Consider the following 16,256-nt stretch of genomic DNA (forward strand, 5'->3'; position numbering starts at 1 on the left):
GGCATTCCATCGAATGCCCGCCGCGCGCCGATCCGTCATTTCGGCATGAGCACCGTGTCGATGACGTGGATCACGCCGTTGGACTGGCCCACGTCAGCGATGCTGATGGAGGCCTTGCCACCCTTTGCATCGACCACCCACAGCTTGCCGTCGCGAAGCACGACAGTCAGCGGCTCGCCCTGGACGGTCTTGAGCGTGGCCTTGCCACCATGCTTCCTGGCATCGGACATCAGCCAGGCCGAGTTGTAACTGCCGGGGACAACGTGATAGGTCAGGATCTTTGTCAGCTGCGCCTTGTTTTCCGGCTTGACCAGCGTATCAACGGTACCCGCAGGCAGCTTGTTGAAGGCCGCGTTGGTGGGGGCAAAGACCGTGAACGGGCCGGCGCCGTTCAGGGTGTCCACCAGGCCGGCGGCCTTGACCGCGGCCACCAGTGTGGTGTGATCCTTCGAATTGACCGCGTTCTCCACAATGGTCCGGGTCGGGTACATCGCCGCCCCGCCGACCATCACGGTATTGTCGGCGAAGCTCGCCGGGCTCATTGAAACCAGTGCGGCGAAGCCCACTGCGGTGGCCATGCGCTGAAGCGTGTTCATGGTGCCTTCCTCCACGTGACGCCTGCTCGGTGCAGGCATCTTATGTACGTTCCTAGGGGGCAGGTGGATGCAGTTCCCGGAGCATTGAATGTGCGTGGCACAGCAGGAATGCAAGGTCGCACGGCATCGCCCGCTCAAGGCGTGCTTCGGACCGACTGCGGTACGCGGCGAAGCTTCCGGATGTCGTAGCCCATGTCGGTGATGCGCTGCACCGCCTTCTGGTAGTCGCTGTCGGATACCTGCGGCGTGCGTGCCATGTACCACACATAATCGCGTTTGCTGCGCGCCACGATGGTCTGCCGGTAGTCGTCATCCAGCCAAGCAATGATGTACTCGGCCTGGATCGGCCAGACGAACTGCATGCCCCAGACCGCGCCATGACCTTCCTCTTCGACACGGCCGATGGGGTGCATCGACTTCTGCGGGGCATCGAAGCTGCCCTTGCGATAGGTAAAAGTGGTCTGGATGCGCCCGTCCGGCTTCAGGGCATAGCTTTCCACCGCATCGTAAGCATCGCGTTCGGGCCAGGACGGGATATGGGCGATCACATACCAGTCGCCCATGAAGCGCGGCACATCCACCGAGGGCGCACGCGGAAGGGGCCGGGTGTCGCTGGACGAGCAGCCCGAGCCGAACAGGCCGACCGCGATCAACGGAAGCAGCGAGAACATGCGCATGTCACACCTCAGCGGGGACGGAACAGGTAATGGGCCACCAGCCATTGCTGGCCGTCGTCGTAGCCGAACAGCTCGGCACACGCCATCCAGAACATCCGCCAGCGTTGCCACCAGATGCGAGCAGCCGCAGGCCCATAGGTCGCCGCCAGTACCGGCATCACCCGGTCGCGTGCCGCGTCCTGATTGGCCAGCCAGTGCTCGGCGGTGCGCTGGTAGTGGGTGCCGTCCAGCAACCAGCGCTGATCCAGCCGCAGGTCGCGCTGGAAATGCAGCAGGGTGTCGGCGGCGGGCATCAGGCCGCCGGTGAAGAAGTGGCGGCCCATCCAGTTGTCGCCGCCCTCGGTTTCGAACGGGTACATCAGCGTTCGATGGGCGAAGATGTGCACGAACAATGCACCGTCCGGCTTCAGCCACTGCCCGATGCGCGCCAGCAGGCGCTCGTAGTTGCGCACGTGCTCGAACATCTCGACCGAGACGCAGCGATCAAACTGCGCGGCGGGCAGTTCCAGCTGGTTCACGTCACGGGTGAGCACTTCCACGTTGGGCAGTCCGCGCGCCTGGCACTGGGCCATGATGTGCTCACGCTGGCTGTGTGAGTTGGACACGGCTGTGATCGTTGCGCGCGGGTAGCGCTCGGCCATCCACAGCGTCAGCGAGCCCCAGCCACAGCCCAGTTCGAGAATGTGCTGTCCGTCGGCCAGGTCAGCGCGCTGGCCGTACAGCTCCAGCATTGCTTCTTCGGCCTGGTCCAGGGTTTCGTGGCCGCTGGGGTAGTAGCAGCTGCTGTACTTCAATCGCTTGCCCAGGCAGGCCTGGAAGAACGCCGCAGGCACTTCGTAATGCTGGCGATTGGCTGCATCGGTATGCAGGGCCAGCGGACTGTCGGCGAGTTCGGCGATGCGGCGGCTGAAACGCGTGGACTGCGCTTCGATTCCGCCTGCCGATTCCTCCTGCAGGCGCTGCGCGCACAGCCGTCGGATGCCGGCACGCAGCGCTGCGTCCGGCAGCAGGCCGCGTTCGGCCCAGGCAGTCAGCCGGGTTTCTGCTTCCTCGGCCGGATTCAGTGACGGTATCGCGCTCATGCGGAATGCTCCTTGGAAGGGCGGGGGAACCAGGGGAAGAACATCGGTGTGCTGCGCTGGTAGGCGCGGTAGTCGTCGCCGCGGCTGCGCAGGGCCTGCTTTTCGGTGAAAGGGATGCCGCTCAGGTAGCGCAGGAACACATACATCAGCACGGGGCCAAGCCAGGCCAGCCACCACAGTGGGGAGCCGACGGCCAGCAGCACGTAGGTGAACCAGTGCAGCCACTCGAAGAAGTAGTTGGGGTGGCGGGAATACCGCCAGAGTCCAGCACGGCAGGTACGGCCCTTGTTCGCCGGGTTGGCGCGGAACCGCGCCAGCTGCCGGTCGGCCAGCGCTTCTCCGCCCACGCTCAGCAGCCAGACGAGCGCGGCCGCCAGCACCCAAGGCGTCGTGCCAGCCGACTGATTGGCGGCGACCGCGACGAAGGGCAAGGCAAACAGAACCACCAGCAGCGCCTGGGCCATGAAGAACCCGAAGATCTTTCCCTGGTGCCCCCGCCAGTGCTCACGCAGGTAGCGATAACGCCCGTCCTCTTCTTCGTGGCGGACACGATGCCAGAGATGAAGGGCCAGCCGACCGCCCCACAGGCCACCGAGCACCGCCAGCGCCCCGCGTGGTGCCACCGCACCCTCGCCCAGCAACGCCAGCAACAGCGCGGCGGCAGCCACGCCCTTGGCCCAGAGCACATCCACAACGCCGATGTTGTGGTGGCGGCGCTGCCAGACCCAGCCCCAGCTCATCACCAGTACCGCATACAGCAGCACCCAGAGCAGGTTGATCATGATGACGCTCCGACGAAAGGTGGTTGTGGCGTAGTACGCGAGCCGCCACGCGCGGCCCGGCACAAGAGGGAAAGTGCGATCGCCCAGCCCGTGCCCAGCACCAGGACGCCATGCCACACCGGGCTGTCAAACTGCACCGCCCCGAATCCGCGCGCGGCCGACAGGTAGGCCAGCGGCGCAAGCAACAGGCCGAACAGGGGCGGCAGGGCAGGGTGGCGCTGCAGGAAGCGCATCGAGGTGGTCAGGGTCATGGCGAATGCCGCCCACAAGGCCATGATCCAGGGCGGCGGCGCCCATCCCAGCGGAGACGCGGCGTAGCGCACGGTGCCGCTGGCGGCCGCACTGGCGTCGACCAGCCAGGCGCAGGCCAACGCAAGCAGCAGCAGCCGCAGGTCCAGCCGTGGTTGCGCCGACGTCAGCAGCTGGCTGCCGATGTACAGCGACCCAGCCAGCAACGCGGGCCACTGCCAGCCGCGCCCGGCACCGGCCACCGCGCACAGCCAGACCAGCTGGTTGCCAAGCAGGTTGGCCCAGAACCGGCGCATGTCAGTTGCCTTCGCCAGCCGGGACTGGGGGTCGATGGCCCGGGCGTGCCAGCAGCAGATGCGAGACACCGATCGAGCGCTCCAGGAAGCCGCCTTCGCAGTAGGCCAGGTAGAAGTCCCACAGGCGGCAGAAGCGCGCATCGAACCCCTGTGCCTCGACGGCCGGCAGCTGTGCGAGGAAGCGCTGGCGCCAGGCGCGCAGGGTCAGTGCGTAGGAATGGCCGAAGTCCTGCTGGGCGATCAGCTGCAGGTCGCTGGACCGCGTCTTGGCAGCCAGGATCGCGTTGATCGATGGGATGAAGCTGCCCGGGAACACATAGCGCTTGATGTAGTCGACGCTGCGCCGGGCCTGTTCGTAGCGATGGTCCTCGATGGTGATGGCCTGCAGCAGTGCAACACCGTGGGGTTTGAGCAGGCGCTGCAGCGTCGCCATGTAGGTGTCGAGGTATTCGGCGCCGATGGCCTCGATCATTTCGATCGATACCAGCTTGTCGAACTGGCCCTGCAGATCGCGGTAGTCCTGCATCAACAGCGTGACCTGGTCCTGCAGCCCTGCGTCCCGCACGCGCTCGGTGGCCAGCGCATGCTGCTCGGCAGAGATGGTTGTGGTGGTGACATGGCAGCCATAGTGCTGCGCCGCGTGCACCGCGAAACCGCCCCAGCCGGTGCCGATTTCCACCACGCGGTCGCCCGGCTTGAGCTGCAGCTGCTGGCAGATGCGGTCCAGCTTGCGCCGTGAAGCGGATTCCAGTGGCTCGGACTCACTGGCGAACAGTGCCGACGAGTACATCAGGTCCGGCGACAGGAACAGCGCAAAGAAGTCGTTGCCCAGGTCATAGTGCGCGGCAATGTTGCGGCGGCTGCCTTCACGGCTGTTGCGGCGCAGACGGTTCCAGCCCCGCAGCAGCAAGCCTCCCACACGGGCCGGGCCACGCTCCATGCCGTCCAGCAGGTCGCGATTGCGCACCAATAGCCGGATCAGTGCCACCAGGTCATCGCAGTGCCATTCGCCCTGGATGTAGCTCTCACCGGCACCGACGCTGCCTTGCGCAGCGACCTTCCGGTAGAACGCCGGGTCTTCGATGGTCACCGTCACCTGCAGCCCGGCGTGGGCGTTGCCCAGCCGGACCTCACCAAGCGCATCGCGCACGCAGAGGTGGCCATCACGCAGGGGAGCAAGCTGTGCCAGCAGGCGGCGGCGCAGGAAGGCGTCCAGCGCACCTGGGCGCGGCAGGGTCACCGAAGGTGTGATCAAGTTCATCGCGGTTTCCCGGCAAGGGTGGGGTGGTCGTGTACGGGGTTGCGCTTCAGCCACAGCCGCAGTGCGTGCCAGTGGATGGCGGCCACCACCTGGGTGGTCATCAGTGGATAGCAGGCCAGGACCCGCGCCAGGCCGCCACCGTCCAGCGGGCGGCGCTCCAGCGTCTGGGTGGCATCGAACTGCCGGGTGCCGTCGCGCCAGACCTGCATGTGCACGCGCAGGTCCTTGTCGGGGCTGTTGAAGCGCCAGTCGTAACGGCAGTCCATCGGCATGAATGGCGAAACGTGGAAGCGCTTGTCGAACTGCCAGCGCAGTGACGTGCCTTCGTGGACGGCCGTAGCGACCGGCAGCACGTAGGCATGGCGTTCCTTCCAGGGCGTGTTGGTGATCTCGGCCACGATGCAGTCCAGCGTGCTGCCGTCGGCGTGATAGCAGTAGTAGAAGCTGACCGGGTTGAATACATGCCCGGCAAAGCGAAGGTGGGTCAGCAGGCGCACCGGCCCCGAAGGCCGATGACCGAGCGTCTGCGCGGCGTGGTCGCGCACGGCATCGGCCAGAGGCTGGGCCGGATCGCCGAAATAGTCGCTGCGCCGGAACTCGGCAAGGTTGCGCCGATTGACCGACCACAGCCAGCGTCCCGCAAACACGGTGTCCAGCTCATCCAGGTCGAGCAGAAGCTGCGCAACGGGGTAACGGAACGCATGCGGGTGCGGATGATGCCGGCGGTGCATGACCTGCCCGAAATAGAGTGCGCTGGCGCTCATGCCGCCACCTCGCCCGGTGCGGACACCCAGCGATGCGGTGCGCAGGACTCCAGCGCATCCACCACGCGGCGGGCGCTGCGGATGCCATCTTCATGGAAGCCCCAGCCCCAGTAGGCCCCTGCAAACCAGGTGTGGCGATGGCCCTGCACGTCTGCCCATCGCTGCTGCGCGCGAACCGCAGCATGATCGTGCACCGGGTGTGCATAGTGCAGCGTGCGCAGCACCTTGGCAGGGTCGATGGCCTCGCTGCGGTTGAGGGTGACGACCAGAGGCGTGCTACTGGGCAGGCCCTGCAGCAGGTTCATGCAGTAGCTGACCGTGCAGGGCGCGGCCGGATCGCGCGGGACATGCGCGTTCCAGGCCGCCCAGGCCTTGCGGTTGCGCGGCAGCAGCGACGCGTCGGTATGCAGTACCGCTTCGTTGGATTGGTAGCGGATGGCACCCAGCACTTCGCGCTCGACGGGCGCGGCATCACCCAGCAGGGCCAGCGCCTGGTCGCTGTGGCAGGCCAGGATGACTTCGTCGAACGCCTCGACGCCTGCGGCGCTGTGCACGCGAGCCCCCCCGGGGATGCGTTCCACCCGCTGCACCGGGCACTGCAGGCGCTCACGCACCCGCCAACGACGGCGCAGTGCATCCACGTAGCGGGCCGAGCCGCCGGTAACGACACGCCAGGACGACCGCCCGGTCATCTGCAGCATCTGGTGGTTGGCCATGAACTGGGCCATATAGCGCGCGGGGAAGTCCTGCACCGTGGCGGTGGGCGACGACCACAGCGCCGACGCCATCGGCAGAAGGTGCTCTTCAATGAAGGCCTCGCCATAGCGCTGGGTGCGCAGATACTCGCCCAGCGTCGGGCCTTCCTCCTCTGCCAGCAACAACGGGGCATCCCGGTAGAAGCGGCGCAGATCGGCCAGCATGCCCCAGAAGCGCGGCGATGCCAGGTTGCGGCGCTGGCAGAACAGGCCATCCAGCGAGGTGGCGTTGTACTCCACGCCGCTGCGCTCGCTGTGCATCGAGAAGCTCATTGTGGTCGGCTGCGACGCCACGCCCAGCTCATCAAACAGCGCCGTCAACAACGGGTAATGCTGCGGATTGAAGACAATGAAGCCGGTGTCCACGGCCATGCGCGTGCCGTCTATCTGCACGTCGTGGGTATGGGTATGGCCGCCCAGGTAATCGTTGGCCTCGAACAGCGTCACCTCGTGCCGTTCCTGCAGCCACCAGGCGCTGGCCAGCCCTGAGATCCCTGAACCGATGATGGCGATGCGCATGTCAGTACCTCGCCTTTGCCAGCACCCATTCGGGGATGGGCTTGAGTCCCTTGACCAGGCCGAACGCCGCCATCACGCGCAGCCCGTACCAGGTCAGGTCAATCTCCCACCAGCGGAAGCCCTGGCGCACGGTGCCGGGGAAGAAGTGGTGATTGTTGTGCCAGCCTTCGCCGAACGTCAGCAGGGCCAGCCACAGATTGTTGCGGCTGTCGTCCCGGGTCTCGAACCGGCGACGGCCGAAGCGGTGGGCCAGCGAGTTGATGGTGACCGTGGCATGGAACAGCACGATGGTGGAAATGAAGAATCCCCACACCAGCAACTGCGGGCCGGACGTGTGCAGGCCCGGTGCCCAGTGCTCCAGTGCTGCACCCAACGCATACAGGCCGGCGGCCAGCAGCACGGGAATGGCGGTATCGAAACGGTCCAGCCAGCGTAGCTCCGGGAAGCGCGCCAGGTCCGGTACCCGCGACAGATCGGTGGCGAAGGCTTCGCGGGTCAGGAACCACCCCATGTGGCTGCGCCAGAAGCCGCCTTCGCGGGGCGAATGCGGGTCCAGTGGCTGGTCGGCGTGGCGGTGGTGGTGGCGATGATGGGCTGCCCACCACAGCGGGCCGCGCTGTACGCTGGAGGCGCCGATCACCGCAAACACGAACTGCACCGCGCGCGGTGCCTGGAAGGTACGGTGCGAGAAATAGCGGTGATAGAACGCGGTGATGGCGAACATGCGCACCGCGTAGAGCGCCGCGGCCACGATGACAGCCGTCCATGAGACACCTACCCAGATCACCGCGATGCACGCCACATGCATCAGTGCGAACGGCACCGCACGCAGCCAGTCGATGCGGCCCGACTGTTCCGTGCCAACGTCCGCGGCGTCGCCGGTATCAACCCAACGCTGCAGGGTGCGCAGCAGGCGCCAGCGTCGACGGGGGAGGGGCGATACAGTGGCCATGGCGGATCTCGGCGGGTGTCGTGTCTTCCTGTACGCACCAGAATGCGCAATGGATGCGACGTGTTGCGGTGAATGTTGGCTTCACGTGTTCGTAACAGGACAGCGGTCGACCAGTGGGTGCGCCCATGCCTGTTGCCACTCCGACGCGGGACGTTGCGCGGCAGGAGAGCTGAAGCGCACCGTCACCTGCGGATAGGTGCCGCGTGCATCACGCAGGTTGCTGGTGCCATTGAATTCGAGAAGGCGCCGATCGGCGCTGGCATAGACCAGGGACAGGCGCGGCGCGATGCCCCCATACCACGTGTCCAGGCTGACCTCGATCGACTGGGCGTCGATGCCTTGCCAGCGCAGGGCGCCGGTATGCCGCACCTGCACCGGGAAGTAGCGCTGCCGCCCGGGTACCAGGAACGGCATCGACAGGCGCTCGCCCTGCATCAGCGCTGTCCAGTGCAGGCGCACCGCCGCGTCGAATCCCGCATCGATCACCGCATCCGGCCGCAGATCGAGCCTGCGCTGCCGGGGCGGGCTGGCGGCATCCTCCTTCCAGACGACGGACACGGCGCCGCTGGCGGTCTCGATCTCGGCCGTCTGGCCACTGCGCCGGTCGAGCAGCGTATACCCACGAGCCTGCGCCAGGGGGCTGGCCGGCAGGTGCTTGCGGGCGAACGGCTGGCCACCGGGGCACTGGTACAGCACCCAGCGCTCGGCACCCTCGCTCGCGTCGCGGCGCCAGTGAACCTCGCGGTAGAGGATCCGGCCCTGGGAGGATGTGGCCACGCCCTCGCTGCGCAGCCAAGGGGCCGCCAGCGCGGCGTGGGGCAGGCACAACAACAGCCAGGTGATGCGCATGGCATTCATCCGTAAGGGCGGGTCCAGGGCATACGGCAAGCGGGGCGGGTTGGATGCGCAATGCGGGCTGCATCCAGTTGCCCTTCCCGCGCGTACAGGGGACAGACCTTCACCCGCCCGCCGCACACGCAGATGTACCCTGACGCCAGCAGCACCCTCGCCAACTTCGACAGCGCACGCATCGTGTCCAGCTCCCAACAGCCCAGCAGCGAGCCGAAAGACTGGGCCGGTGACATGGACGGTGTCGCGCGGTTGCGCGACCGCGACTGTTTCATGCGGATCTACGATCACTTCATGGCGCGCCTGTGCGTCTATCTGCGCGGGCTGGGCGCGCCCGAGGCGGTGGCCGAGGAACTGGCGCAGGAGTGCCTGCTGCGCCTGTGGCTGCGGGCTGCCGACTATGATGCGGCGCAGGGCGCGCTCAGCACGTGGCTGTACCGCATCGCCCGTAACCTGCATATCGACCGCGTGCGTCGCGAGCGCAGCTGGATGCAGGTTCAGGTGGCGGTGGAGGACGCCGCCATGGTGGACGTGGTCGAACGCAGCAGCGCCGAACAGTTTGCCGACCAGGCCAGGTTGCGCCAGCGCATCAACGAGTTGCCCGCGGTGCAGGCACGACTGGTGCGCATGTCCTACTTCGAGGCAAAGAGCCACAGCGAGATTGCCGAGGCGCTGGGCATGCCGCTTGGCACGGTCAAATCACACCTGCGGCGGGCGTTCCTGCAACTGCAGTCGAAAGTGGGAGGTGCGCTGTGAATCCGCACCACCATCTGCACGAATCCACCTTGATGAGCTACGCCGCAGGCGCACTTCCGGCGCCGTTGAGCATCGTGGCAGGCGCCCATCTGGAGCAGTGCCCGCACTGTCGCCAGCGCCTGCGCGAGGCCGAAGCGATCGGATCGGTCTTGCTGGAACAGACCCAGCCATCTACGGGCGACCTGCGCCGCGAGCAGTTGCGCGATGCGATGTTGATGCAGCTGGTGACGGACGCGCCTGCCACGGCCGTGGCGTCGCGCCCCCTTGCAAGAGAGCGACCCGAAGCCGATCCAGACCACCTTCCTGCTTCGCTTCACCCGTATTTCGGTGCGTCGCTCAGTGGCCTGCGCTGGCGCTGGATGGCGCCGGGCGTCCACTGCATCCGTGCAGAGCAGATGCCTTCGCTGATCATGCTGAAGATCGCCCCGGGCAAGTGCCTGCCGATGCACAGCCACGGCCGCAGCGAGCTGACCCAGATCCTGCGGGGCGCGTACAACGATGCCTTGGGTTTGTTCGCGCCCGGCGACGTGGCCGACCTGGATGAGGACGTGGAGCACCAGCCGGTGACTGCGCCAGGGGTGCCGTGCATCTGTGTGTCGGCGCTGGATGCGCCGCTGGTGTTCAGTGGCTGGTTGGCGCGGAAGATTCAGCGCTTCGTGAAGCTCTAGCGGGACGGGGACGGTGATGGCCAAGGCAGACGGATTGCGTGTTCTGTTGACCGGCGCAGCCGGGCTGGTGGGGCAGGGCGTGGCGTTGGCCTGCCAGCGCTCGCCGCAGGTCGCCCACTTGACCGCGCTGGTACGGCGTCCGGGCAGCCTCAAGGGCGTGGGCAGCGAGCGGGTCGTGCCGGACTTCCTGCGCATCGATGAGCAGCGTGACGGTCTGGCCGACTTCAATGCGTGCTTCTATTGCGCGGGCGCGCCTCCGGTGGGCACCGCCGAAGCCGAGTACCGGCGGGTGACGCTGGACACCACGCTGGCCGTGGCCCGCGCGTGGGCGGCAGTGAATCCCGACGGATGTTTCCTGTATGTATCCGGCGCCGGCGCGGACCCGCAGAGCCGGGTGATGCCGCTGCGGATCAAGGGCGAAATCGAACTGGCGCTGCGCGCGATGCCGGTGCGTACCGTGGTGCTGCGCCCGGGCGGCGTGCGGCCGGTATCGGGAACCGGCACGCGCCACGCGGCGCTCAAGCCCTTGTACTGGGGGGGCGCGCCGCTGATGAAACTGGCAGGCGCACTCGTCCCTTCACTGGTCACCAGCAATCTGGCGGTGGGCCAGGCGATGATCGCACTGGCCGGAAGAGAGCATCCGCCTGCCACGGTGGAGTGCGCGGACATCAACCGGATCGCGGCAGGCAGGCGTGATCCGGCGGCGTGAGCTCAGTGCGCGGCAGCGTCCAGCGCGGTGCGTACCGCCTGTGCAAGGTCACTGCGGGTAAACGGCTTCGGCAGCAGCGCAGCGAACCGCCCCTGACTACCCACCGCCTCGTGGTCGCGTGGATAGCCCGAAGTGAACAGCACAGCAACTTCAGGCCAGCGCTCGCGGACCTCGCGGACCAGCTCCCAGCCCGACATCCCGGGCATCACCACGTCGGAGAACAGCAGGTCGACCCTCGTGTCCGGGCGCTCCAGCAATCGCAGCGCCGACGGTCCGTCATGCGCTTCCAGTACGCGGTAGCCCAGCAGGCGCAGTGACTCAACTGTGTGCGCACGCACATCGTCGTTGTCCTCGGCCACCAGGACGGTTTCCTCACGCGGCGCGTACCCGGCCAGGCCAGACTGCGGCGCACCCGCTTCGCTGGGCAGCGCCAGCGGCGAGCGCGGGAACATCATGGTGATGCTGGTGCCGGCGCCTTCCATCGAATCGATCAGGACATGGCCACCGGATTGCTTGACGAAGCCGTGCACCATCGACAAGCCCAGCCCGGTGCCGCGGCCGACCTGCTTGGTGGTGAAGAACGGCTCGAATACGCGCGCCAGCGTGGCTGCATCCATGCCGTGCCCACTGTCGCGCACGCGAAGCATCACGTACTCGCCGGGTTCGGCATCGGGGAACAGCGCGGCGTAATCGTGGTCCAGATGACTGTTGTCGATCTCGATCACCAGCCGGCCACCGTGGGGCATTGCATCACGCGCGTTGACCGCCAGGTTGAGCACCGAGGCCTCCAGCTGGCTGACGTCGATCTCCACGCACCAGATGTCCTGGGCGCTGCGGATCTCCAGTTGTACCAGCTCGCCCAACGCACGCTGCAGCATGTCTTGCATGTCCAGCAGGCGGTCATTGAGGTTGGCCGCCTGGCTATGCAACGGTTGGCGGCGGGCAAATGCCAGCAACCGTTGGGTGAGGCTGGCAGCACGACCCACGCCCTTCAGCGCATTGTCCAGGGCGCGGCCGACCAACGCGGCCGATTCACCAGCGCGCTCGCTGAGCAGCATGGCGTGTTCGACGTTGCCGGAGATGACCGTCAGGATGTTGTTGAAATCGTGAGCGATGCCACCGGTCAGCTGTCCCACGGCCTCGATCTTCTGAGACTGGCGCAGCGCGTGCTCGGCCTGAAGCCGGGCAGTGGTTTCCACCGCCTCGGAGACCACGGCCGTAACCGCACCGTCTGCGTCCAGCAGGGGACGGAACGAAAAGTCGAAGCTGCGCCGTCCGGTCGGCAACTCGATATCCAGCGCATGCAGCGAGCTGTGGCCATTCACGGCATCGGTGACGGCCTGACCAACGGTCGTTGCAACCTCGTCGGTCGTGGCAAACCACGGCGACTGCAGATAAGGCTGGCCCACCACATCCTTCTTGTCGGCCAGCACGGCGGCCAGCGAGGCGACGTTGGCGTCAACCACGCCGCCGGAAAGATCGAGCAGTACCTGGTGCTGGAAGCTGGATTCAAAAATGGCCTGCAGGCGACGCTTGCTGGCCCTCAACTCGGCCGTGCGTGCCTGCACCTGTCGCTCCAGTTCCTGGTTGTCTTCGCGCAGCGCCAGCTCGGCCTGCTTCAGCAGGGAAATGTCGCTGCCCATGCAGATGTAGCCAACCACGCTGCCGTCGGCCGCGTGTTCCGGCACGCAATCCATCTGCACGAATCGTGACTGCCCACTGCGATGGATCAGTTCCACCTGGAGGCTGGTGCGCTCGCCCTGAAGCACGCGCTCCAGGCTGGGCAACGCGTGTTCGAACGCAGAAATGCCACTGACTTCCCGTGCCGTGCGGCCCAGCAATTCGGCAAGGCTGAAGCCATGCCAGTCCAGGAACGCCTTGTTGGCAAACCGGTAGCGATGGTCCTTGTCCAGCTGGGCGATCAGTGCAGGAACGGCGTCGGTCACCTGCTGCAACTGGGCCTGGCTGTCGTTCAGCGCGGCCTGCGCATTGGCCAGCTGCGTGCGCTCGTGCGCCTCCTGCTGAGCGCGGCGGATCGCATCGGGCAAGCGTTGCAGGCGTTGCTTCACCACATAGTCGCGGGCACCGCGCGTAAGTGCCTGTACCGCCAGCTCCTCGGTCAGCGTGCCGGAGACAAAAATGAAGGGTGTCTGCGGCACACGCTCGCGCGCCAGCGCAAGTGCGGCGTCGCCATCGAAGCCCGGCAGGACATGATCGGCGAGGATCACGTCGAACGGCCGGCTGTCGATTGCCTCGATGAAGGCGTTCCGGGTCCACAGCCGCTCGGCCTCGAAGTCCAGGCCGGCGCGCTGCAGCTGTGCGGTGATCAGCTCCGCATCGAGCGCACTGTCCTCCAGCATGAGGATGCGCAGCCGCTCGCTGCGGCGCGATCCATCATGCATTGGGCTGCCCCGTACCGGTGGGACGATGTGGCGGTGGCTGGTTGGTGATGCCCCAGAACATGCCCAATCCCTGGATCGCGTCGAAGAATTCCTTGAAGTCGACCGGCTTCACCACGAAGGCATTCACACCCAGTTCGTAACTGCGCACGAGATCCTGCTCTTCGCGGGAAGAGGTCAGCATGACGATCGGGGTGCTGCTCAGCTGCGGATCCCCGCGAACCTGTTCCAGCACTTCCAGCCCGTTGACCTTTGGCAACTTGAGGTCCAGAAGCACCACCACGGGGCCACCATGGTTGGCCCCGGCGAACTTTCCCTCGCAGCGCAGGTAGTCCAGCGCTTCGGCGCCGTCTCGTACATGGATGACGTCATTCAGCAGCTGGCAGCGCGACAGCGCGGCCAGTGTCAGTTCGGCATCCTTCGGGCTGTCCTCGACCAGGAGGATCGGCCGCAGGTCCCTCATGGGTGGTCTCCTGTGGAACGGGGTAGGGTGAAGTGGATCGTGGCGCCCTTGCCGGGTTCGCCTTCGGCCCAGGTGCGGCCGCCATGGCGGCCAATGATGCGACGCACGTTGGCCAGGCCGATGCCGGTGCCCTCGAATTCCTCGACGTGATGCAGGCGCTGGAACACGCCGAACAGCTTGTCCACATAGCGCATGTCGAAGCCGCAGCCGTTGTCGCGCACGAAGAAGTGGTCTTCATCGTCGCTGCGTTCGTGGCCGACCTCGATCACTGCCTCGTCGCGCTCGCGGGTGAACTTGACCGCATTGGACAGCAGGTTCTGCCAGACCAGGCGCAGCATCGTCGGGTCTGCTTCCACCTCCGGCAGTGGCGCCATCGTCCACTGCACCTCGCGGCCGGCGTAGTCCAGCGCCAGACTCTTGCGGACATCCTCGGCCAGCATGGCCATGTCCAGCCGTACCCGTCCCAGCGTGGAGCGTCCCATCTGCGAAAAGCTGAGCAGGTCGTCCACCAGCGTGCCGGCGGACTTGGCCGATTCCACGATCGTGTCCAGGAAGCGCCGTTCGGTCTCGTTGAGGCGCTCACCGGCCGAGCTGCCCAGCAACTCCGAATAACCGACGATGTGGCGGAAGGGGGCGCGCAGGTCGTGGCTGACCGAGTAGGAGAATGCCTCCAGTTCCTTGTTGCTGCGCAGGAGCTGCTCGTTCAGCTCGGCCATCTCCTCGGCCTTGCGCAGCACGATGTCGACGATCGCTGTGCGCATCTCGTGCGCGGCATCGCGATCGGCGTCGCCCCATGGCAGGCTGCGCTGCTGCACGGTCTCCTTCCATGCCTCGAAGGAGTGGCGTGGAGACAGCACGACATCCGGCGCTGCGGTCTTTCGTGGGTCGCCACCCCAGCTGACAGTGCGCACCACCTCTGGGCGGAACCACATCAGGTAGCTGTCATGCAGCTGCGAGATGGAGACGGCCAGCAGGCCACTGGCCACCCCCGCCAGGCGCGCGCCCAGCGCCCAGTCGGCGGTGAGATGATCGGTGCAGTAGATTTCCTGGCCGGCATGCTGCGTGGACAACCAGTCTGCCAGTGCCAGGACGTCGCTCGCAGAAGGGCACTGACCAAGACGCATGCATTCGCCCTTGTGCACGATGGCCGCGCCAGCGGCACCGGTCAGGGACAGCAGGCTTGCCTCATCCAGGCGCAGCGCGGCAATGAAGTCCTCGTCGCCGGCCATGCGTGCGAGCAGCTTGACCAACACGGAACGGCGAGCCACGCGTTCTTCGATCGCGCGTGCGCGCTCCTTCAGGGCAATCTGCAGCGACAGGATCTGGCCCATGAGCTCGCAGGCCGTGCGCACGTGATAGGGCAGCCGGCGCGGCTGCACCGTATGGCACGACACCAGTCCCCACAACTGGCCCTCATGGACCAGTGAGACCGACATTGATGCCCCGGTACCCATGTTGCGCATGTACTGCAGGTGCACCGGCGAGACGCTGCGCAGCACGGCCAGGCTCAGGTCGGTCGGCGGTGCGTCGCGATGCTCTTCGGCCCGCATCAACGGGGCCGGGGTGTAGTTGTTGTCCGCGATCAGGCGCACCCGGTTGCGGCGGTAGAGTTCGCGGGCCTGGGCGGGAATGTCGGATTCAGGAAAACGCAGGTCCAGATAGGAAGGCAACAGGCCATTGCCTTCTTCCGCCACCACGATGCCGTTCCAGCCGGCGTCGAACTGATAGACCAGGGTGCGGTCGAAGCCGGTGAGCCGGCGCATGTGCGCGGCGGCCAGCTGGCACAGGTCTTCCACTGTTGTGGCCGATTCGATGCCGGTCATGAGCTCGCGGATGGCCGGATACAGCTCTTCAAGCGAACCGGACTGGCCCGCAATCGGCGCTTCAAGCTCGACAAGGAGGTCGGTGGCGGAGCGATGCACCAGCAGCTGATGGCGGCCGTGGCCATCCAGGTGAACGGCGCCCACGTGCGCACTGGTGCCGATGGTGGCCTTCTGGAGCAACGCCTGGAACGGTGCCAGCACACCGCCGAGCACCTCGCTGACGTGCTGCAGCAGCGGCTCACCGAACTGCTGCAGCACACTCGGCTGACTGATGGCACGCTCGCGCACCCGCAACGACTGCGGCTCCAGCACCAGCAGCACTCCATAGGGCTGGATCGCGCCGGGTGTGTGGATGGGTTCGCGCGCACAACGGGACAGCGCAAGGTCGGGCGTGGACTGGGCAGAAGGCATCAACGGAGGGACTCATGTTTCATGGATTGCTGGAAAAGCCCAGCGATACATCCGGCTAGCAGGGATGGTGAAGCAAAATCACGCATTCGCCTACCACCTGATGCATGTGAAGGCCGTTTCATTCAAACCTGAATTCTTCATCTACGCAACGGCGGACGATGTGTAAGGCGTCCGTGCAAATGTTTTGCATCCACTGCATATCGGCTGCACGCCAGCTCGACAGCGATTGCCCTACCGTGGATCCA

Annotated in this window: 16 protein-coding genes; 3 read left to right on the plus strand and 13 right to left on the minus strand. The window is 66.2% G+C overall.

The features are described 5' to 3' along the window. Positions 1-35: 35 nt before the first annotated feature. The 10 genes from AC5P8Z_RS12975 to AC5P8Z_RS13020 all read right to left on the minus strand — a co-directional run bounded on the left by AC5P8Z_RS12975 (position 36) and on the right by AC5P8Z_RS13020 (position 8,782). On the minus strand, positions 36-596 hold the full coding sequence (locus AC5P8Z_RS12975; protein WP_495229205.1) for a fasciclin domain-containing protein: 561 nt from the start codon (positions 594-596) through the stop codon (positions 36-38). A gap of 134 nt (positions 597-730) precedes the next feature. Further along, on the minus strand, positions 731-1,273 hold the full coding sequence (locus tag AC5P8Z_RS12980; protein ID WP_286071950.1) for a lipocalin family protein: 543 nt from the start codon (positions 1,271-1,273) through the stop codon (positions 731-733). A gap of 8 nt (positions 1,274-1,281) precedes the next feature. Further along, positions 1,282-2,355: an SAM-dependent methyltransferase gene (locus tag AC5P8Z_RS12985; protein ID WP_495229206.1), complete on the minus strand. Its 1,074-nt coding sequence runs from the start codon at positions 2,353-2,355 to the stop codon at positions 1,282-1,284. Continuing rightward, on the minus strand, positions 2,352-3,137 hold the full coding sequence (locus AC5P8Z_RS12990; RefSeq protein WP_495229207.1) for a DUF1295 domain-containing protein: 786 nt from the start codon (positions 3,135-3,137) through the stop codon (positions 2,352-2,354). The genes AC5P8Z_RS12985 and AC5P8Z_RS12990 overlap by 4 nt, the downstream gene beginning before the upstream one ends. Then, positions 3,134-3,682, minus strand: coding sequence for a DUF2878 domain-containing protein (locus tag AC5P8Z_RS12995; protein ID WP_495229208.1), 549 nt, complete (start codon positions 3,680-3,682; stop codon positions 3,134-3,136). Before AC5P8Z_RS12995 ends, AC5P8Z_RS12990 begins: the two co-directional genes overlap by 4 nt. 1 nt (position 3,683) lies before the next feature. Next, positions 3,684-4,943 (minus strand): class I SAM-dependent methyltransferase, encoded by a 1,260-nt coding sequence (locus tag AC5P8Z_RS13000; protein WP_495229209.1) that lies wholly within the window; start codon positions 4,941-4,943, stop codon positions 3,684-3,686. Further along, the gene (locus AC5P8Z_RS13005) at positions 4,940-5,707 is read right to left on the minus strand and encodes a DUF1365 domain-containing protein (protein WP_495229210.1); all 768 of its coding nucleotides are present in this window, start codon (positions 5,705-5,707) and stop codon (positions 4,940-4,942) included. Before AC5P8Z_RS13005 ends, AC5P8Z_RS13000 begins: the two co-directional genes overlap by 4 nt. After that, positions 5,704-6,981, minus strand: a complete 1,278-nt coding sequence (locus AC5P8Z_RS13010) for an NAD(P)/FAD-dependent oxidoreductase (protein WP_295569112.1) — start codon at positions 6,979-6,981, stop codon at positions 5,704-5,706. Before AC5P8Z_RS13010 ends, AC5P8Z_RS13005 begins: the two co-directional genes overlap by 4 nt. A gap of 1 nt (position 6,982) precedes the next feature. Next, entirely contained in the window at positions 6,983-7,933 is a 951-nt protein-coding gene (locus AC5P8Z_RS13015; protein ID WP_295569110.1) for an acyl-CoA desaturase, read from the minus strand. A gap of 81 nt (positions 7,934-8,014) precedes the next feature. Then, positions 8,015-8,782, minus strand: a complete 768-nt coding sequence (locus tag AC5P8Z_RS13020) for a hypothetical protein (RefSeq protein ID WP_495229211.1) — start codon at positions 8,780-8,782, stop codon at positions 8,015-8,017. 132 nt (positions 8,783-8,914) lie between these two features. Between AC5P8Z_RS13020 and AC5P8Z_RS13025 the strand changes: the two genes are divergently transcribed. The 3 genes from AC5P8Z_RS13025 to AC5P8Z_RS13035 are packed head-to-tail and all read left to right on the plus strand — an operon-like array spanning position 8,915 to position 10,915. Further along, entirely contained in the window at positions 8,915-9,538 is a 624-nt protein-coding gene (locus AC5P8Z_RS13025) for a sigma-70 family RNA polymerase sigma factor (protein ID WP_295569105.1), read from the plus strand. Then, entirely contained in the window at positions 9,535-10,206 is a 672-nt protein-coding gene (locus AC5P8Z_RS13030) for a ChrR family anti-sigma-E factor (protein WP_495229212.1), read from the plus strand. The genes AC5P8Z_RS13025 and AC5P8Z_RS13030 overlap by 4 nt, the downstream gene beginning before the upstream one ends. A 16-nt stretch (positions 10,207-10,222) precedes the next feature. Beyond that, positions 10,223-10,915, plus strand: coding sequence for a Rossmann-fold NAD(P)-binding domain-containing protein (locus AC5P8Z_RS13035; protein ID WP_495229213.1), 693 nt, complete (start codon positions 10,223-10,225; stop codon positions 10,913-10,915). Positions 10,916-10,917: 2 nt separating this feature from the next. Here the strand turns inward: AC5P8Z_RS13035 and AC5P8Z_RS13040 are convergent, their stop codons facing one another. From AC5P8Z_RS13040 to AC5P8Z_RS13050, 3 genes are read right to left on the minus strand one after another with little or no spacing between them, the layout of a single operon-like run. After that, positions 10,918-13,317 carry a response regulator gene (locus AC5P8Z_RS13040; protein ID WP_495229214.1) on the minus strand — a complete coding sequence of 800 codons (2,400 nt, stop codon included), beginning with the start codon at positions 13,315-13,317 and terminating at the stop codon, positions 10,918-10,920. Beyond that, positions 13,310-13,777 (minus strand): response regulator, encoded by a 468-nt coding sequence (locus tag AC5P8Z_RS13045; RefSeq protein ID WP_286071963.1) that lies wholly within the window; start codon positions 13,775-13,777, stop codon positions 13,310-13,312. Before AC5P8Z_RS13045 ends, AC5P8Z_RS13040 begins: the two co-directional genes overlap by 8 nt. Next, entirely contained in the window at positions 13,774-16,011 is a 2,238-nt protein-coding gene (locus tag AC5P8Z_RS13050) for an ATP-binding protein (RefSeq protein ID WP_495229215.1), read from the minus strand. The genes AC5P8Z_RS13045 and AC5P8Z_RS13050 overlap by 4 nt, the downstream gene beginning before the upstream one ends. Positions 16,012-16,256: the final 245 nt, after the last annotated feature.

Source organism: Stenotrophomonas sp. YJH_SMC_17 (assembly GCF_059371655.1).